Raw genomic sequence first — 16,502 nt, 5'->3', positions numbered from 1 at the left:
CAACTCCCTTTCAGATAGGGCGAACGGCTCAACTGGACTTCAGGGCGTCACCGGCCCCGACGACCTTGGTGATGGCGTCGGCGACGGCGTGGATCTGCTCGGTGCTGCCGAGCATGATCGTCTGCGGGAACCAGATGGTGTCGGTGCAGACCAGGTCGGAGACCGGGCACTCGGCCTGCGGGTACGGCTGCCCGAGTCGCTCGGCCAGCGCCGTGGACTCGGCGAGCAGGGCCTCGTTGCGGTGCAGCGGTACGTAACCGCCGGAGGCACCGACGACGCCCTCGGCGTTCAGGGCCTTGGCGGCCGCGTCGCGCAGCCCGGCCTTGCCGAGATCGGGTACCCGGAACATGAACAGGTGCCGGCCGTGGGCGGTCATCTCGGCGGGCTCGCGGTCCACCTCGACGCCCTCGACGTCGGCCAGCAGCTGGGTGAGCAGCTTGGCGTTCTCGTCGCGCACCTTCTGCTGCTCGGGCAGCCGGGTCAGCTGGCCGCGGAGCAGGGCGCCCTGGAACTCGGTCAGCCGCAGGTTGTAGCCGACCGACGCGTGCTCGTACCAGCCGCCGCCGCGGACCCGGCCGACATTGACCAGGGAGTAGACGCCGGAGGCGAGCCGCTCGTCGTCGGTGAGGACGATGCCGCCCTCACCGGCCGTGATGTTCTTGCTGGACTGGAAGCTGAAGGTGCCGAGGTGGCCGATCGCACCGACCGGCCGGCCGCGCCAGGCGGCGCCGGTGGCCTGCGCCGCGTCCTCGATCAAGGTCAGGCCGCGGGTCTCGGCGATGTGGTTGAGGGCGTCCAGGTTGGCCACCGAACCGGCCAGATGGACCGCGATGATCGCCTTGGTCCGCGGGGTGATGGCCCGCTCGACCGACGCCGGGTCGATCAGGTGGGTGTCCGGCTCGACGTCGGCGAACGTCGGCACCGCGCCGACGAACAGGGCGGCCGAGGCGGTCGCGATGAAGGTGTACGGCGGCACGATCACCTCGTCGCCGACGCCGACCCCCGCGGCGCGCAGCGCGGCCGCGATGGCCAGCGTGCCGTTGGTCAGGGCGACGCCGTACTTGGCGCCGTGCGCAGCGGCGAACTCCGACTCGAAGGTCGAGACGATCTCGCCGTGGGTGCTGCCCCACTTGCCGGACTCGAGCACTCCGAGCAGGGCCTGGGCGTCGGCCTCGGAATGCTGCGGCCAGGACGGGAACGCGGGCAGGCCCTCGAGCGCGGGGCGCCCGCCCTCCACGGCCAAACCTCCATCGGCTCGCGCAGTCGTGTTGGTCACGTCGTCACCTCTCTGAGACTTCCTTACGTGCGTCTCGACTCTCGATCCGCAAGCTGCGGGTAGTTTCGGCGCGCAGTATTTTGCATTAGATTAGCGCCTAAATTACCAAGCGTCGAGGTAGGACTCAGCGATGACCACTACAGAACCCGCCGGCCCGATCCGCACCACGCCCTTTCCGACCGTCAACGACCTGTCCGGTCGTCGGATCGGCGCAGAGGAACTCGAGGCCGTCACCCGCGTGATCAACAGCGGTCAATTGAACAGTACGGTCGGCGGCGAGACGCGGGCCTGGGAACAGGAGTTCGGCGCGTACTGCGGGGTGGAGCACGTCGTAGCCTGCTCCTCCGGTACGTCAGCGCTGCACCTCGCCGTCGCGGCGGTGAACCCGGGCCCGGGCGACGAGATCATCACCACCGGCCTCTCCGACGCCGGCACGGTGCTGCCGATCGTCATGCAGAACGCGATCCCGGTGTTCGCCGATGTCGATCAGCACACCGGCATCCTCGACCCGGCCTCGGTCGAGGCGGCGATCACCGACCGGACCAAGGCGATCATCGTCGTGCACCTGTTCGGCGTACCCGCTCCGGTCGAGGAGCTGCGCGCGATCGCCGACCGGCACGGCGTGATCTTGATCGAGGACTGTGCGCAGGCGTACGGGACGCTGACCGCCTCGGGTGCGCGGGCCGGCACTGTGGGCCATCTGGGCTGCTTCAGCCTGCAGCAGTCCAAGCACATCACCGCCGGCGACGGCGGCATGGTGATCAGCAAGAACGAGCCGGAACTCATCCGCCGGGCCCGGCTGTTCGCCGACAAGGCCTGGCCGCGCGACACGAACGAGCGGACCCACCTGTTCCTCAGCCTGAACTACCGGATGACCGAACTGCAGGCCGCGGTGGCCCGGGCCCAGCTGCCGAAGCTGGACGGAATCGTCAAGGACCGCAGGGATCGGGCAATCCAGCTCACCGAGGCGATCGCCGACCTGCCCGGCCTGCGCGCCGCGCCGGTCGAGGGTTCCAGCTACTGGCAGTTCCCGCTCTTCATCGATCCGGAGTTGGCCGGCGGCGACGGGCATCCGTACGCGAAAGTGCTCGGTGAGAACGGCGTCGGAGCCGGCCCCGGCTACATCCAGCGGCCGCTGTACCTCAACCCGGTGCTCAGCGAGGCGAAGACGTACGGGGACTCGGGCTTCCCGCTGGCCGAGGTCCGTGATCGTTACGCCGAGGGGCTGTGCCCGGTGACCGAGTCCTTGATCAGCGGCCGGCTGCTGGTGATCGGCTGGAACGAGAACTACACCGTGGCCGACGTCGACGACATCGCCGCCGCGCTGCGCCTGGCCAGCAAGCAGGTCGCCGGCTGAGGCGTCGATCATGACCGCGCGTTCTGAGCCCGTCGGTGGGCCGTACCGGGTCGGCATCGCGACGGCGGACATCACGCCGCCGGTCGGCGCCCCGCTGGCCGGCTTCGCCGCTCGCGCTCAGCACACCAGCACCGGAGTCGATCACCCGCTGCGTGCCGTGGTGACGGTGATCGACGACGGCCGGACCGACCTGCTGGTGGTCGCCCTGGAGTGGCTCGGCTGCTACGACCAGGCGCCCCGGCTGCGGCGCGTGCTGGCCGAGCGGACCGGGATCGCCGAGCAGCGGATCCTGCTCAACGCCTCGCACACCCATTGCGGGCCGGCGATCCGGGAGGCCGACTACGCCGAGCACGGCTGGATCGACGAGGACTACCTCGAGTCGGCGATCCAGAAGATCGCCGGCGCGGCCGGGATCGCGGCCCGGCATCGCTATCCGGCCGTGCTGCGCTGGGGCGTCGGGACGTGCTCGATCGCGATGAACCGGCGCCGTCCGGACCCGGAGCGGCCGGGCCGGGTGTTCGACGCGATGCTGCCGAACCCGGACGGCCTCACCGATCATGAGGTCGGCGTGATCACCGTCGAGTCCGCCGACGACGGGATGCTCCGTGGGATCATGATCAACTACGCCTGCCATCCGACGTCCCGGAGCGGGCTGCGGATCGGCGGTGACTACGTCGGGTACGCCTACGACCGGCTGGAGCAGGCGTTCCCGTTCGCGCAACCGCTGTTCCTGCAGGGCTGCGCCGGTGATCAGAAGCCGCGGCCGCACCAGGCCGGGGCGGAGGTGTTCGGTACCCGTACCGTCGATCAGGTACGGGAACTGGGCGACGAACTGGGCGACGCCGTGGAGGCCGTGATCCGGTCCGGGCTGACCCCGGTCACCGGGCCGATCACGGTCGGCTCCGGGATCGAGGTCCTGCGTACCGAGCCGGTCGACCGGGCGAGGCTGGAGGCCGAGCGGGACCGGCCGTCGGCCCCGTTCCGGCGGTCCTGGGCCGAGGTCCTGCTGGACCGGCTGGATCGCGGCGTACCGGACCTGGACCGGGTGCCGTTCGAGGTCCAGACGGTGGCCTTCGGCGATTCCGTGGCCATGATCGCGATGGCTGGTGAGATGACCGTCGAGCACGGGCTGCGGCTGAAACGTGATCATGGTGAGCGGTTCGGCGCGGTGTTCCCGCTCGGCTACGCCAACGGGATGGTCGGCTATGTCCCGGTCGCGCGGCAGTTCGAGGAGTACGGGTACGAGGTGCTCGACTCCAACCAGCGGCACTTCCGGACCGGGCGCTATCTGCCCGGCACCGAGGACCAACTCCATGATCGAATCAGCCGACTGCTGGCTCCAGCCGCTCAAGGTAACGCTCGATCGTCTGACTGAATAGGCCGGCGTCGAACACCGCCTGGTGCGCGTCCTGGCCGCGCCAGGCGGTGATCTTCGTGTCCGTCCAGCGCCGGCGGACCGCCGCCCAGTCCTGGATCGCCACGGCGGCGAAGACCCGGCAGAGCCCGAGAGCCAGTTCGCGGTGAAAGCCGAGGGCTCGCCAGGAGGCCGCCCAGACCGGATGATCGAGATCGCGATGATCGTCGATCACGGCACCGAACGCGCTGAGCCGATCGATGGTCCCGGAGATCTCGGCGGGGTCGAGGGCCGGCCGGTGGAGCAGCCGGTGATCGAGGTTCCAGCCCAGGAAGTCCGCCGAGAGCTGCTCCAGGTGGCGCCGGACGACGGCGGCGTCCGGGCCGTACGCCGCGGCCAGGTGATCAGCCAGTTCGGCATCGATCTCGATCTCGGGATTCCACAGGGTTCGGGCCATGATCGTCAGAGCGAACCCGTGCGGCAGGAAGACCCGCTGCGACTGACAGCTGATCAACCCGTCCAGACCCAGCGCCGGGAAGGCCCGGATGTCGTCGGCGAGGACCCGGGCGGTGATCAACTGGCCCGGATCGAACCAGTGCTGCCACATCAGGTGGTAGTCGAAGTCGAACGAGGACCCGGTGAAGACCTGTTGCCAGGCGCGCAGCAGGGCCAGGTGATCGGCTCGGCTGTGCGGAGCCTCGGTTGCGTTGCCCTGGTACGGCGGCAGGGTGCCGGGCTCCGCGTCGGCCAGCGAGCGTCGATGATCACGGCGGATCGGCGCGAACATGAACACGAACCGGTCCGGGTCGTCGATCGTCGCGGACAGGGGCGGCCAGAGCAGCTGGTGGTAGGCGAGGAACGCGATCTTGGTCGGCGTGCCGGCCTCGGTGAGCCGGGCGGCCACCTCGTTGAGCACCAGGACGTACCAGTCGGCGGGCCGTCGCTGCGAGCAGTCCCGGCACTCGCAGTGGTTGGCGGTGCCGTCGGAGAGCCAGACGTGCAGCACGTCGATCTCAGGATGGGCGGCGGCGTGGTCGGCGATCAACCGGGCCATCGCGGCCCGCGCCTCCGGCCGCGCGTAGCAGAGCTCGGTGTTCAGCGGGATGCCCTGCCAAAGACCCCGGACCCCGCCGACCTCGGCCACCAGGTCACGCCGGAACTCGGCGCCCTCGACCGCGTTCCAGCCGTCGGCGGCGACCCCGATCACGCCTGACGTCCAACCGTGGCCCACGGCGTGGTGGCTCAGTCCGCGACGCTCGATCTCCTCGAGCAGAGCCGCGTGGGCCGCGGCCGTGCGTTCGGTGCGCGGGTAGGTCGTCGGCGGGCCGCCCGGATCGCCGTGGCGCTCGTACCAGGACCTGAGGAAGACGTGCGGATCCTCGAACTGGATGAAGTAGCTGTTCAGCCCGACCTTCGGCAGCCAGTCGACCAGGTCGCGCAGGTTGGTCAGGCTGTTCGCACCCTCGATGCAGACCCCGCGGTGCCGGAACCTCGGCCGCTCGATGATCTTGACCGAGGTGCCGCCCAGCTCGACCGACGGTACGTACTCGCCGTCGGGACCGGGCCGGACCCAGCGGCAGCCGAGCTCGGTGAGGTAGCGATAGACAGCGATCAGCAGGGCCCGCGGACTGGCCCCGCTGATCCGCCCGCCCGCTCCTCTGGTGTCGATGGCGATCGCGTCATCGAACGGGTCCTTCCCACGCTCCGGCTCGACGCTCAGCGTCAGCGCCCGGTCCGGCCCGGCCGCCGCGTCCACGATCATGACCGGACGCCCGGTGATCCGGAACAGCAGCCGGCGCAGCTCCTCGGCGGCGAAACGCACGGTGGGGGAGGCCTCGTCATCATGATCGACGGCGAGCAGGATCGAGTCATGGCCCATGATGATCAAGGTACGTCACCGCACCACACAGCGGAACCCGTGTGCCATTCCTCGCTCGGTCCGCACCGACCTCACGCGTGCGACCGCAAGACCTGAGTGAATTCCCGCCGGGAGTAACCGGCAGAAATTCAGTCAAGCACGTGACTGTGCCCCGGGCCAGGTCACGGTGCTTGTGGAGAGCCCGATGCGGGACTGGCCTGGCCCCGCCGCATCACGGCGGGGATCCGTGGATCCCGCACCGACCCGAGCCTGATCAGAATCCCATGATCAACAACCGGGGTCCTCATCGGAATCGACTCGACCCACCGCTGAGTTGATACCGGATGCAGCAGCAATGATGCGGGCTCACGCTCACTGGGCTTGGTGGATCCGTTCCTACGGAGTGCGTTCTCTGGCATGCTCGGGGCCATGGCTGACGGCGGATGGGGGCCTGGTCGGGAGTGGGCGTTACTCGAGGGCCGTGCGGAGTGCTGGTTCGCGGGGCCCTCGCATGCCGCCGGTGCTCGGCTGATCTCCGAGCTCGCGCGACTCGATCTGCCCGGCCCGGTGCCGGAGTTCGATCTTCGCCGGACGGGAGTGAACGTACGGATCCAGCAGCAGGTCCCCGGCCTCGACCCGGTTCTGGCTGGCACGATCTCCGACCTGGCCGGCAGTGCGGGCCTTCGGTCCGAACCGGGCTCCGTCCAGCGGTTCGAGATCGGGATCGAGTCGCCCGATCCGGCGGCGGTGATCGAGTGCTGGCGCCTCGTCTGCGACTACCAGCGCTCGGGCGATGATCTTGTGGACGCGCTGCACCGCGATCCCGTCCTGCGCTTCACCGCATCGGCGGAGACCCGTCCGTTGCGGAACCGGATCCATCTCGATGTCGATGCAGGACGAGCCTTCACTCCCGACCGCGTCGCGAAGCTGAAGCGAGTCGGAGGGCACATCATCCGGGACGCGATCTCGGCTGATGCGGACGGCAACGAAGTCTGCATCCCGTTCCGGCCGCCTGCGCTCCTCGACGACACGGCCGAGCTGGCGGACTGGCGACAGTTGATGGGGGCCGTGGTCCGGTATCCGATTTCGTCGCTCGCCCAAGCGGCCGAGCTGACTGCGGCAGTCGCGAGGATCGCCGACGATGCCGGCAAACCGCTGATCGTCGATGTCCGCTCGGGTGCCGTGATCATCGACTCCGGCAAGGACCAGCAGGAGGACGAGAACTTCGGCCTGGACGCAGGCTTTCGCGAACTCGCCCGAGACGTCCAGGCGTCGGCTCGCAACCTCGGACTGGTCGCGGATCCGGGCGCTGGGCTGCGGCACGTGCAGGTGGCGATCGATGCCGTGGACATCGCCGCCGTACAGCGGTTCTGGCTCACTGCGCTGGGCTATCAGGCCGATCCGAGGAGTTTCGTCACCGACATCGTCGACCCCCGACGACGCGGCCCCGTGGTGTGGTTCCAACAGATGGAGGCCGATGACGAGGCGCGGCGCTTGCAACGCAACCGGATCCGGCTCCGGCTCGCCGTACCGCACGATCAGGTACGGCCGAGGCTGGAGGCGGCGGTCGAGGCCGGGGGAACGATCATCGACAGTACGGCTGCGCCCGTTCGCTGGGTCGTTGCGGACCTGGAGGGTAACGAGTTGGAGCTGGTGAGTTGATCAGCGGTTGATCCGCCAGCTGCTCCGCCCGGCGGGGAGGTCGACGGCCAGCTCGTGGAAGCGGCGGCCGTGTCGGGTCACCTCGGAGACTCCGGCGCCCTCGTCGGCCGCGGTCGGAGCTTGATCGACACCGGGCAGCTGCAGCACCAGGCCGGCCCGGGCGATCGGCTGGTCGGCGTCGACCGACACCAGCCAGCCGTCGGCCTCCTCGGTGATCGTCACCCGGACCCCGCGCCGGGCGCGTTCCCACTCGCTCAGCTGGCCGGCGGTCCACCATTCCATGCCACGTTCCCGGGCCAGCCGGGCCACCTCGGGGCAGGCCTCGCGGGTGGCCGGCTTGCCGCGCAGGTGCGGCCCGTGGAACAGGAAGTGGGCCACGCCGTGGACCGCCTCGGCGCCGTCCAAGATCACGTCGCGGCAGGCGATGTGGCCGGCCCAGGCGAGGTCCTGGGTGTGCAGGGGGAGGTTCAGCACGTCCATCGGCCGGTTGTGCACGGACACGTCGCCGATCGGGAAGGACAGGTGGGCGGTGCCGAACGGGAAGCCGACGGTGCCCTGTTTGCTCGGCCCGCGGGACTCGTCGATCTTGACCCCGACCCGCTCGCACCAGGTGTAGAACTCGGTCCAGCCTTCCCACCGGGTGTAGTGGTTCTTGTTGGAGACGATGGCGTCGGTGCCGGTCACGGCCTGGGCCCAGGCGTGCTGCGCGCGGAACTGCGGCCAGCCCCAGCTGGCCAGGTCGGCGTCGCCCATCGCGTTGTAGTGCAGGGCGTGCTCGTGCCCGGCCTCGCCGATCTTGGCGTACAGCTCGGGGGAGTAGCCGCCCGGGAACACCTGGCACCAGGTCACCGCCACCTCGGCCTCGGCGAACGCGTCCAGCGCGGCCAGGCCGTCCTCCTCGACGTTCCCGTCGGCGTCGTGCGACATGTGCGCCACGGCGGACACTCCGGCCGGCCAGTAGTGCAGCCAGGCCGAGGCCTGCCGGCGATGATCATGCCCGGCCCAGATCTGTTGCAGCAGGGTGATCCACCACTGGTCGGCCTGGGCGGTGGAGAAGAGCGGTACGGCGCTCGGCGGCGGGTAGCTGTGCGTGAAGTCGGCGGCGATCTCGGGCTCGCCGGGCGGCAGCACCCGGTCGGCGTAGTCGAGCGCCATGCCGTCCTCGCACTTGAGGATCCCGTCGTCGATCGGCGCGGTGCCGTCGGACGCCGGCTTGCCGTCGCCGGCGACCGGGTAGCCCTGCTGGATGGTGACGATCGTCCGCCACAGGTCGACGCCGTAGCTGATCACGGTGCCGTCCCCGTGCCGCTTCCGTACCACGGCGGCAGCACCGTCGGACCAGCCGGCGAGCACCTCCGCATCGGTGGCGGGTTCCAGCACCCGGCCGCCGATCCCGCGCAGCGGCAGTTCCGGCCGCGTGGTCCAGGACGGATCTTCGGCCAGCGTGACGGTGTCCTCGACCCGGTCCGGGCCGACGGTGACGCCGGCGAGCGCGTCCAGCTCCGGCACGATCGCAGTGATGATCAAGGTCCCGCCCGCGCTCAGCCAGTCGTCCAGAGCCCGTACCGATTCCGCCGCCACGCGCTGCGGCGAGGCGATGATCATCACGTCCAGGTCGTCCAGCCGCGCCGGCACCGAGCCCAGCCGCCGATGATCAAGACCGGCATGGCCGAGCACCTCGGTCGCGTACAGCCACCAGGCGTCGTCACCCGCCGCGTGCGCCGCCCGGGTCGCCTGCTCGTCGATCACGACCGCGAGCCGGGCCGCGGGCAGGGTGGGGACAGGGGACTGGGGGCGAGACACCGAACGACCTCCTGGGTGAGAACCGTCCGGCGTGCTGGCCGGACCGATGGTCCTACTCTGCCCGATTGGCTGCTTTAGGGGCAAGCACTAACTGCTATTTGGGCGCGCTATTATCCGACTTAGGGACGTTGTTGGGGACGGGCGCGGTCGTCTCCAGGCGCTCGCCGAGCAGCTGGTACTGCATCGGCGGCCGGCCGACCTTCCGGGACCGCGACGGTGGCATCGGCCAGGCGAGCCCGGCTCGGACCAGGCCCTGCAGGGTCCGGCGCGCGGTGCGCAGGGTGACCTGGAGCAGCTGCGCCACCCGCTCGGCGTCGATCACCAGCGACTCGGACTCCTCCTCGCCGAGCTTGTCCACGAGCGTCCGGAGCAGCGCCTGATCCTTCGACTCGGTCGGCCGTTGCGGCGTCGGGTCGGTGTCCCCGTCGGGGCTGGCCGGCAGCCGGAGGGTCAGCTCGTCCGGGCCGATCAGGTACGCCTGCCGGGACCCCTCGGCCGAGGCCTTGCTGACCGCCCGGTACGCATTGTTCTCCGCCTCGACGGTGGACCGCCCGAGCCCGATCCCGACCTCGAGATCGACGTTCAGCGACGCGCTGGCGCGGGCCAGGAACGGCGCGACGGCAAGATCATCGGTGACCGGCCGGAGCATGCCGAGCGTGGTGATCACCATGTAGCTGCGCTGATCATGGGGCAGCACGATGGCGTCCATCCGGCGCGCGTCGTGCAGCAGTTCGCGGTGCAGCGTGAGCCGGAGGTCCTGGTACCAGTACTGGGCCGGGCTGGTCCGCGGCGGCAGCGCCGAGTCGGCCAGCTGCACCAGCACGATGGCGATCCGGGACTCGGAGAACTTCGCCCCGCTGGCCGTCAGCACGGCCGTGTTCAGGGCCTGCCGCAGGGTCAGCGGCGACGGCGACATCTTCAGCGCCGGTACGTTCTCGGCGGCCAGCCCGGCCATCACGGTCGGGATGGTCGAGATCGCTCCGCTCGTCTTGCCGGACCGGAACAGGTCGAGATGGAACTTCAGGTAGCCCTCGGGCGTGATCGACTCGTCGTAGCGGACGTAGTGCACGTCCTTCGGGTCGATCTCGATCTCGGCATAGCTGTCCAGCACGTCCCGTTCGCCCATCGAGTCGATGCTGACCCGCTGCGGGTCGAGGATGCCGGACCGGATGCCGCGGACCAGCGTGCTGTGCAGTGCCGGCCCGCCGGTCGGGACATAGGTCGCCGGCACGGTCAGGTCGCCGGCCTTCATGGCGATGTCGTACGGCAGCGGACCCGCGAACAGGATCGCGTCGACCCGGTCCGTGATCTTGCTCGCCGCCTCGGCGGCCTGGTCCTCGCGCCGGTAGACGGCAGGCACCAACCGCAGGCCGGGGTAACTGCTGCTGCGGGCGAGCTCAGCCGCTTTCTGGACGAACTCGTCCGCGCCCACCAGCCCGATGGTGACTTCCTCGCGCGTTGCGTCGGAATTATGGACAGCCATAGCGCGAACTCTATAGCCGAAATTGCCGAAAGTGCCGTAACTCGACCAAATCGGACGCAGAAAAATGTGATTTGAGTCTTGTCGTTAATTGCAGGTTTGTGCGAAGGTCATGCCCATAGATCGCCGCCCGACGGAGGAGACAGGCATGGCTGATCACTCACTTCACACGCCCTTCGGGACCCCTGCCGGCCTGCCGCCGCGGACCCGTCGGCAATTCCTGCAGGCCGCCGGACTGGCCGGCCTGGTCGGCGTCGGAGCCGCCGCCGGTGGAGTCGGCGCGCTGCCGGCTGCCGCCGAGCCGGTGCTGGCCGACGCACCGGTGAAGACCCGGGCCACCTACTACACGCCGGAGAAGATCGCCGCGGCCCGGGCGAACATCGCGGCCTATCCCTGGGCGAGTGATCTTGCCGCCAAGATCAGGCCGCTCGCCGACCGGATGGTCGCCCTGACCGATGATCAACTCTGGAACACGGTCTCGACCCAGGGCGTGCCGCGCAGCTACGCGGTGAACCAGGACCTCGGGTCGCCGATCACCGGCCGGGACATCTACGACTTCGGCGCCTACCCGTGGCGGGCCGACCCGATCGAGCGCCCGTGGAAGATCGTCGACCCGTCGTCGGACTACGTGTTCCCGACCAACGACTTCGCCGCGTACTACGCCAGCGGCCTGGATGATCATGGGAACTTCAATCGGGAGCTCGCCGATCCGCAGTTCCTGGTCAATGAGCTGTACCCGGATCGCGGGTCGGACTGGGGTGTCGACGACGGCTTCGGCTGGATCGACGACGACGGCAACAAGTGGACCTTCGTGGCCTACTACAACCACTGGTTCTGTTGGTACGGCGCCCAGATCGACTACTCGATGCTCTACCAGGGCCTGTACGCACTCCGCGACACCTACCTCTACACGGGTGACCTGAAGTACGCCCACGCCGGATTGATCTTGCTCGACCGGTGTGCCGACGTCTATCCGTCGATGGACACGGCGCCGTACAAGCGGGCCGACGGCTACTTCCACTCCGACGGTCTGCGCGGCACCGGGAAGGTGATCGGCGGCATCTGGGAGACCGGCCTGGCCCGCGGCCTGGTCCAGTGCTACGACGCCTTCTATCCGGCCATCGCCGACGAGGACCAGGCCGGCGTGATCGACTTCCTGCAGGCGAAGTCGCAGCAGTACGGGCTGAATCCGAAGGCCACCACGGCCGACCTCCGGTTGAACCTGGAGAACGGCATCCTGCGGCAGATCTACCCGGCCGTGAAGACGACCCAGATCTTCGGCAACTTCGGCATGCACCAGAGCACGCTGTCGCTCGCGGCGGTGGTGCTCGACGAGCCGACGGCCGCCAAGGAGTGGCTGGACTTCGTGTTCGCCGCCGGCGGCATCCTGACCAACCCGTACCGGTGCACCGGCGGCAACGTCGGCCCGCAGTTGATCAACGTGCTGGACCGGGACGGCTGGCTGAACGAGGGCGCGCCGGGCTACAACCGGCTCGGCATCGGCCACATCAAGACGATCGCGGACATCCTGAACGGGTACGACACCTATCCGGCCGCGGACATCTACGCCAACCCCAAGTACGAGGCGATGGTGACCACCCGCGGCACGCTGACCATGATCGGCAAGTACACGCCGACCTACGGCGACAGCGGGACCACCGGCCAGCCGGCCGCGCTGGGCAGCGCGACCGAGTACGCGGCGGCCTTCGTCACGTACGGCCGCAAGGTGGACGCGCAGTTGGCATACCAGCAGAACGGCAACTCGGCGGACAATCTCTACACCGACATCTTCACCGAGGCCGGTGATCTGCAGGACCGGATCCGGGCGATCATCGCCGAACACGGTGAGCTCGGCCTGCCCAGTGATCATCAGACCGGCCACGGGTTCGCGGCCCTGCGCACAGGCTCCGGCGATGATCAGCGGGGCGCCTGGCTCTATCACGGCATCTCGTTCGGGCACGGCCATCGCAACACCCTCGCGATCGACCTGTACGGGTTCGGGCTCGACCTCGCCTCGCCGCTCGGCTACCCGTCCTACGCCGACGGCAAGGCGCTGCGCCGGGAATGGGAGTCGACCACAGTGGCCGGCAACACGGTCGTGGTGGACGCGAAACCGCAGGCGACCCAGCTGGTCGGCCGGCCGATCGACTTCGGCGACACGGAGGGGGAGCCCGGCGTCCGGTACGTCGATGTCGAGGCACCGAAGCCGTACCCGCAGACGTCGCGGTACCGGCGCAGCGTGATCATGGTCGACGTCGACGAGGCCGATTCCTACCTGGTCGACGTGTTCCGGGTCCGCGGCGGCAGTGATCATCTGTACTCGTTCCACGCGGTGGCCCCGGCGGTCACCACGAGCGGGCTCCAGTTGGTGGCCCAGGAGCGCGGCAACTATGCCGGTCCGGACGTGCCGGCGCCGGATCCGCTGGCCAATCCCAGGCCGGACGCGAACGGGTTCGACTACCTGGTCAACGTCGAGCGCGACACCGACGTGGCTGGCGCGTTCTCGGTGGACTGGAAGGTGCCGGACACCTGGAACGTGCACGAGCAGGACCCGGACAGCCATCTCCGGCTGACCATGCTGACCAAGGTCGACGAGGTCGCGTTCGCCGACGGGATCCCGCCGCAGAACAAGCCGGGCAACCCGGAGTCGCTGCGCTACCTGCTGGCCCGGCGGCGCGGGACGGCGGCGCTGACCACCCAGTTCCTGTCCGTCCTCGAGCCGTACGTCGGTCAGCGCAAGCTCGGCAAGATCGAACCGGTCCGGGTCGTGGCCCGGGGCACGCTGGAGCCGGACGACGCGGCGGCGGTCAAGATCACGCTCGCCGACGGCCGGGTGGACTACGTGGTGCACAACGCCCGGCCGGAGGTCGCCCTGGTCGTCGACGGCCGGCTGGAGGTGACCGGCCGGCTCGCGGTGGTCCGGTTCGAGGGTGACAAGGTGATCTGGGCGTCCGGTTCCGACGTGTCGGCGGCGAAGATCAACGGGCGCGGCGCCCGGGAGTTGGAGATCACGGCCGCTCCGGTGACCGGCGTGGTGGCCGACTTCACTCGGGACCTGGTCAACGAGAACGTGCTGACCATCACGCTGGACCGGCCGTGGGAGGACTACGACCTCAAGGCGGAGGACCTGATCGGCCGGTACGTCTACGCCGAGGACGACGGTGAACGGAACGCGGTCTACGCGATCACGGCCGCCGAGGCCTCGGGCAGCACGCTCAAGATCACCACCGACACGACGTTCATCCGCGGCTACGTCAAGGACACCGACCCGGACGCCGGCTTCCGTTACGACGTGGCGCAGGGCCGCAAGGCACGGATCCCGCAGCTCCGGACCTGGTCCGACTGAACCGAGGAGAGACCGATGCGGTTTCGGGGCCTGGTCGCGGCGCTGGCCGGAACGATGCTGTTGATCACGACACTCGGTGTCGCTCCGGCGACGGCCGAGCCACCGACCGGGACGTTCACGGATCTCGGTCCGACGGTGACGTCGCTGACCGTGATGGAGGGCACGTACGCGAAGTGTCCCGGCGGCTCGGACTGCGTCTATGCCGTGGTCGCCGGGGACAACACCAAGCTGAACCTGATCGACGTCCGGACCCGGGAGTTGATCAAGACGATCGCGCTCCCCGGTGCCTCGGGCGGCTGGGGTGCGACGACGGCGACCGACGGCAGCGTCTACATCGGCAGCTACAACAACGGTCGGCTCTACCGGTACGAGCCGGAGGCGGACCGGCTGACGGACCTCGGCCAGCCGGTCCCCGGCGAGGGTCTGCTCTACCACCTGGTGCCGGGGCCGGACGGCACCGTCTACGGCGGCACCTACCCGAACGCGCACCTGTTCAGCTTCTCGCCGACGAAGGGTGTCACCGACTTCGGCCGGATGGATCCGGAGCAGAACTACGTCCGGTCGGTCGCCTACGATCCTGATCACGGCTACCTGTTCGCCGGCATCGGGGCGCGGGCCGGCCTGGTCCGGATCGACCTGGCGACGGGCGAACGGACCGACGTACTGCCGGACAGCCTGGCCGGCTATGCGTTCGTCTACGACCTCGACTACGCCGGCGGCCGGCTGTTGATCAAGGTCCACAACGGGACCGACGTCAAGCTCGCCGTCCTCGATCCGGTCACGCGCGACCTCGTCCCGATCACCGACGCCTCGACCGGGCAGACCGCCGACCGGGTGCCGATCGCCTCGCGGGGAACGGCCCCACTGGCTCCGGACGGGCGGTCGGTCTACTACACGGCGGCCGCCGGCAGCGTCTGGGTCTACGACCTCGAGACCAGCACCACCAGGCCGGTCATGATCGACGGCGCTCCCGCCGCGGTCGACGGCGCCGGGATCGGGTTCGCCTGGCTCCCGTCGTCCCAGGCCCCGTCCCAGCAGGTCCTGTACGGCCTCGCCGGCAACTACGGCGGCCGCGCCTTCACCCTCGATCCGCAGGCTGAGACGCTGGAGAAGTACTCGCTGCCGTTCCAGCCGGTGCCGGTCGACCTGTCCCAGGTTCACGCCGGGGCCGACGGCGACGGCAAGGTCTACACGAGTGCGTACATCAACGGTGATCTTGGCGTCTACGACCCCGCGACCGAGACGTCGGAGCAGTTCCCGCGGCTCGGCCAGGTGGAGGGCTGGACCTGGTACGAGGGGAAGCTCTACATCGGCACCTATCCGACCGGGAGCCTGCGCGAGTACGACCCGGCACGGCCCTGGGGGAACGGAAACCCACGGGTCCTGGTCAACCTCGCCGAAGATCATCTGCAGAACCGGCCGACGGCCATGGCAGCGGCGGACGGCAGGCTCTACGCCGGCACGACGCCGGACTACGGCGAGCACGGCGGTGCACTGACCGTCGTCGATCTCGGCTCGGGCGACTACACGGTGCACCGGCACATCGTCCAGAACCAGACGGTGTCCTCGATCGCCTTGCTGGACGGCGTTGTCTACGGCGGCACCAGCATCGCGGGTGGCGGCGGAACCGATCCGATCGCGACCGAGGCCAAGCTGTTCACGGCGGATCCGGTCACCGGCGAGAAGACGGGCGAGTTCGCTCCGGTGCCGGGCGCCTACAGCATCAACGCGCTGCTGGTCGGTCCCGACGGCAACCTGTGGGGACTGGCCGACGGAACCCTGTTCGTGCTGGACCCGAAGACGCACGAGGTGCTGTCGACGACCGAGATCTTCGACGGCAACGCCGGCGAGACCGACGGCGACCTGGTGATCGTCGGCGGCGAGTACGTCTACGGACACTCGGCAGCCCGGCTGTTCCGGATCGACCCGCTGTCCAAGAAGGCGACGATCATCAGGCAGGGCGGGACCCGGCGGCTGACCGTCGATCCCCGCGGTGATCTCTATCTGCTGCATTCCGGCTCGGGGTCCAACATCAACCGGTTGCTCCGCTACCGCCCGCCGGCGGACGCCTGCCCGGGTTCGGATCTTCGTCCGACGGTGTTCACCGGCACGGTGGACAGCGGGGTCGGCAACCGCTACACGGACGACGGCTGCACGGTGAACGACCTGATCTTGGACGACCGCGACTGGCCGACCCACGGCCGGTTCGTGGCCCACGTGGCCGACGTGGCCGAGCAACTGACCAGCTCGGGCGTGATCACCGAGGCCGAAGCCGACGCGTTGGCCGCCGCCGCGGCGCGGTCATGATCATCAGGCGATGCCTTCCGGTGCGATGATCCCGGACCCGCAGGACCGATAGGGGAGCG

General features: G+C 69.4%; 10 protein-coding genes. 5 read left to right on the top strand and 5 right to left on the bottom strand.

The window, feature by feature from the left end; translation table 11 throughout:
- Positions 1–28: 28 nt before the first annotated feature.
- Entirely contained in the window at positions 29–1,237 is a 1,209-nt protein-coding gene (locus AC6CCG_RS28400; protein WP_496658127.1) for a DegT/DnrJ/EryC1/StrS family aminotransferase, read from the bottom strand.
- Positions 1,238–1,406: 169 nt separating this feature from the next.
- Here AC6CCG_RS28400 and AC6CCG_RS28395 point away from each other — a divergent pair, with 169 nt between their 5' ends.
- Both AC6CCG_RS28395 and AC6CCG_RS28390 read left to right on the top strand, forming a co-directional pair.
- Positions 1,407–2,633: a DegT/DnrJ/EryC1/StrS family aminotransferase gene (locus AC6CCG_RS28395; RefSeq protein ID WP_496658126.1), complete on the top strand. Its 1,227-nt coding sequence runs from the start codon at positions 1,407–1,409 to the stop codon at positions 2,631–2,633.
- Positions 2,634–2,643: 10 nt separating this feature from the next.
- Entirely contained in the window at positions 2,644–4,008 is a 1,365-nt protein-coding gene (locus AC6CCG_RS28390; RefSeq protein WP_496658125.1) for a neutral/alkaline non-lysosomal ceramidase N-terminal domain-containing protein, read from the top strand.
- Here the strand turns inward: AC6CCG_RS28390 and AC6CCG_RS28385 are convergent.
- Positions 3,956–5,866: a DUF4838 domain-containing protein gene (locus AC6CCG_RS28385; RefSeq protein ID WP_496658124.1), complete on the bottom strand. Its 1,911-nt coding sequence runs from the start codon at positions 5,864–5,866 to the stop codon at positions 3,956–3,958. The two genes, AC6CCG_RS28390 and AC6CCG_RS28385, sit on opposite strands and share 53 nt — an antisense overlap.
- A gap of 447 nt (positions 5,867–6,313) precedes the next feature.
- The gene (locus tag AC6CCG_RS28380; RefSeq protein ID WP_496658174.1) at positions 6,314–6,661 is read right to left on the bottom strand and encodes a hypothetical protein; all 348 of its coding nucleotides are present in this window, start codon (positions 6,659–6,661) and stop codon (positions 6,314–6,316) included.
- On the opposite strand from AC6CCG_RS28380, the gene AC6CCG_RS28375 reads away from it, so the two are divergent.
- On the top strand, positions 6,593–7,507 hold the full coding sequence (locus AC6CCG_RS28375) for a VOC family protein (protein ID WP_496658171.1): 915 nt from the start codon (positions 6,593–6,595) through the stop codon (positions 7,505–7,507). The genes AC6CCG_RS28380 and AC6CCG_RS28375 overlap by 69 nt on opposite strands.
- Here AC6CCG_RS28375 and AC6CCG_RS28370 read toward each other — a convergent pair whose 3' ends face one another.
- Together AC6CCG_RS28370 and AC6CCG_RS28365 are read right to left on the bottom strand one after the other, a co-directional pair.
- Complete coding sequence (locus tag AC6CCG_RS28370; protein ID WP_496658123.1) at positions 7,508–9,310, bottom strand: hypothetical protein; 1,803 nt, start codon at positions 9,308–9,310, stop codon at positions 7,508–7,510.
- A gap of 94 nt (positions 9,311–9,404) precedes the next feature.
- Entirely contained in the window at positions 9,405–10,793 is a 1,389-nt protein-coding gene (locus AC6CCG_RS28365; protein ID WP_496658122.1) for a hypothetical protein, read from the bottom strand.
- A 145-nt stretch (positions 10,794–10,938) separates the two neighbouring features.
- Here AC6CCG_RS28365 and AC6CCG_RS28360 point away from each other — a divergent pair, with 145 nt between their 5' ends.
- Positions 10,939–14,136 (top strand): heparinase II/III domain-containing protein, encoded by a 3,198-nt coding sequence (locus AC6CCG_RS28360; RefSeq protein ID WP_496658121.1) that lies wholly within the window; start codon positions 10,939–10,941, stop codon positions 14,134–14,136.
- A 15-nt stretch (positions 14,137–14,151) separates the two neighbouring features.
- Positions 14,152–16,443 carry a hypothetical protein gene (locus AC6CCG_RS28355; RefSeq protein WP_496658120.1) on the top strand — a complete coding sequence of 764 codons (2,292 nt, stop codon included), beginning with the start codon at positions 14,152–14,154 and terminating at the stop codon, positions 16,441–16,443.
- The last annotated feature ends 59 nt before the right edge of the window (positions 16,444–16,502 follow it).

The organism is Microlunatus sp. YIM B11417 (assembly GCF_059617205.1).
This window is presented reverse-complemented; position numbering and strand designations above follow the sequence as displayed.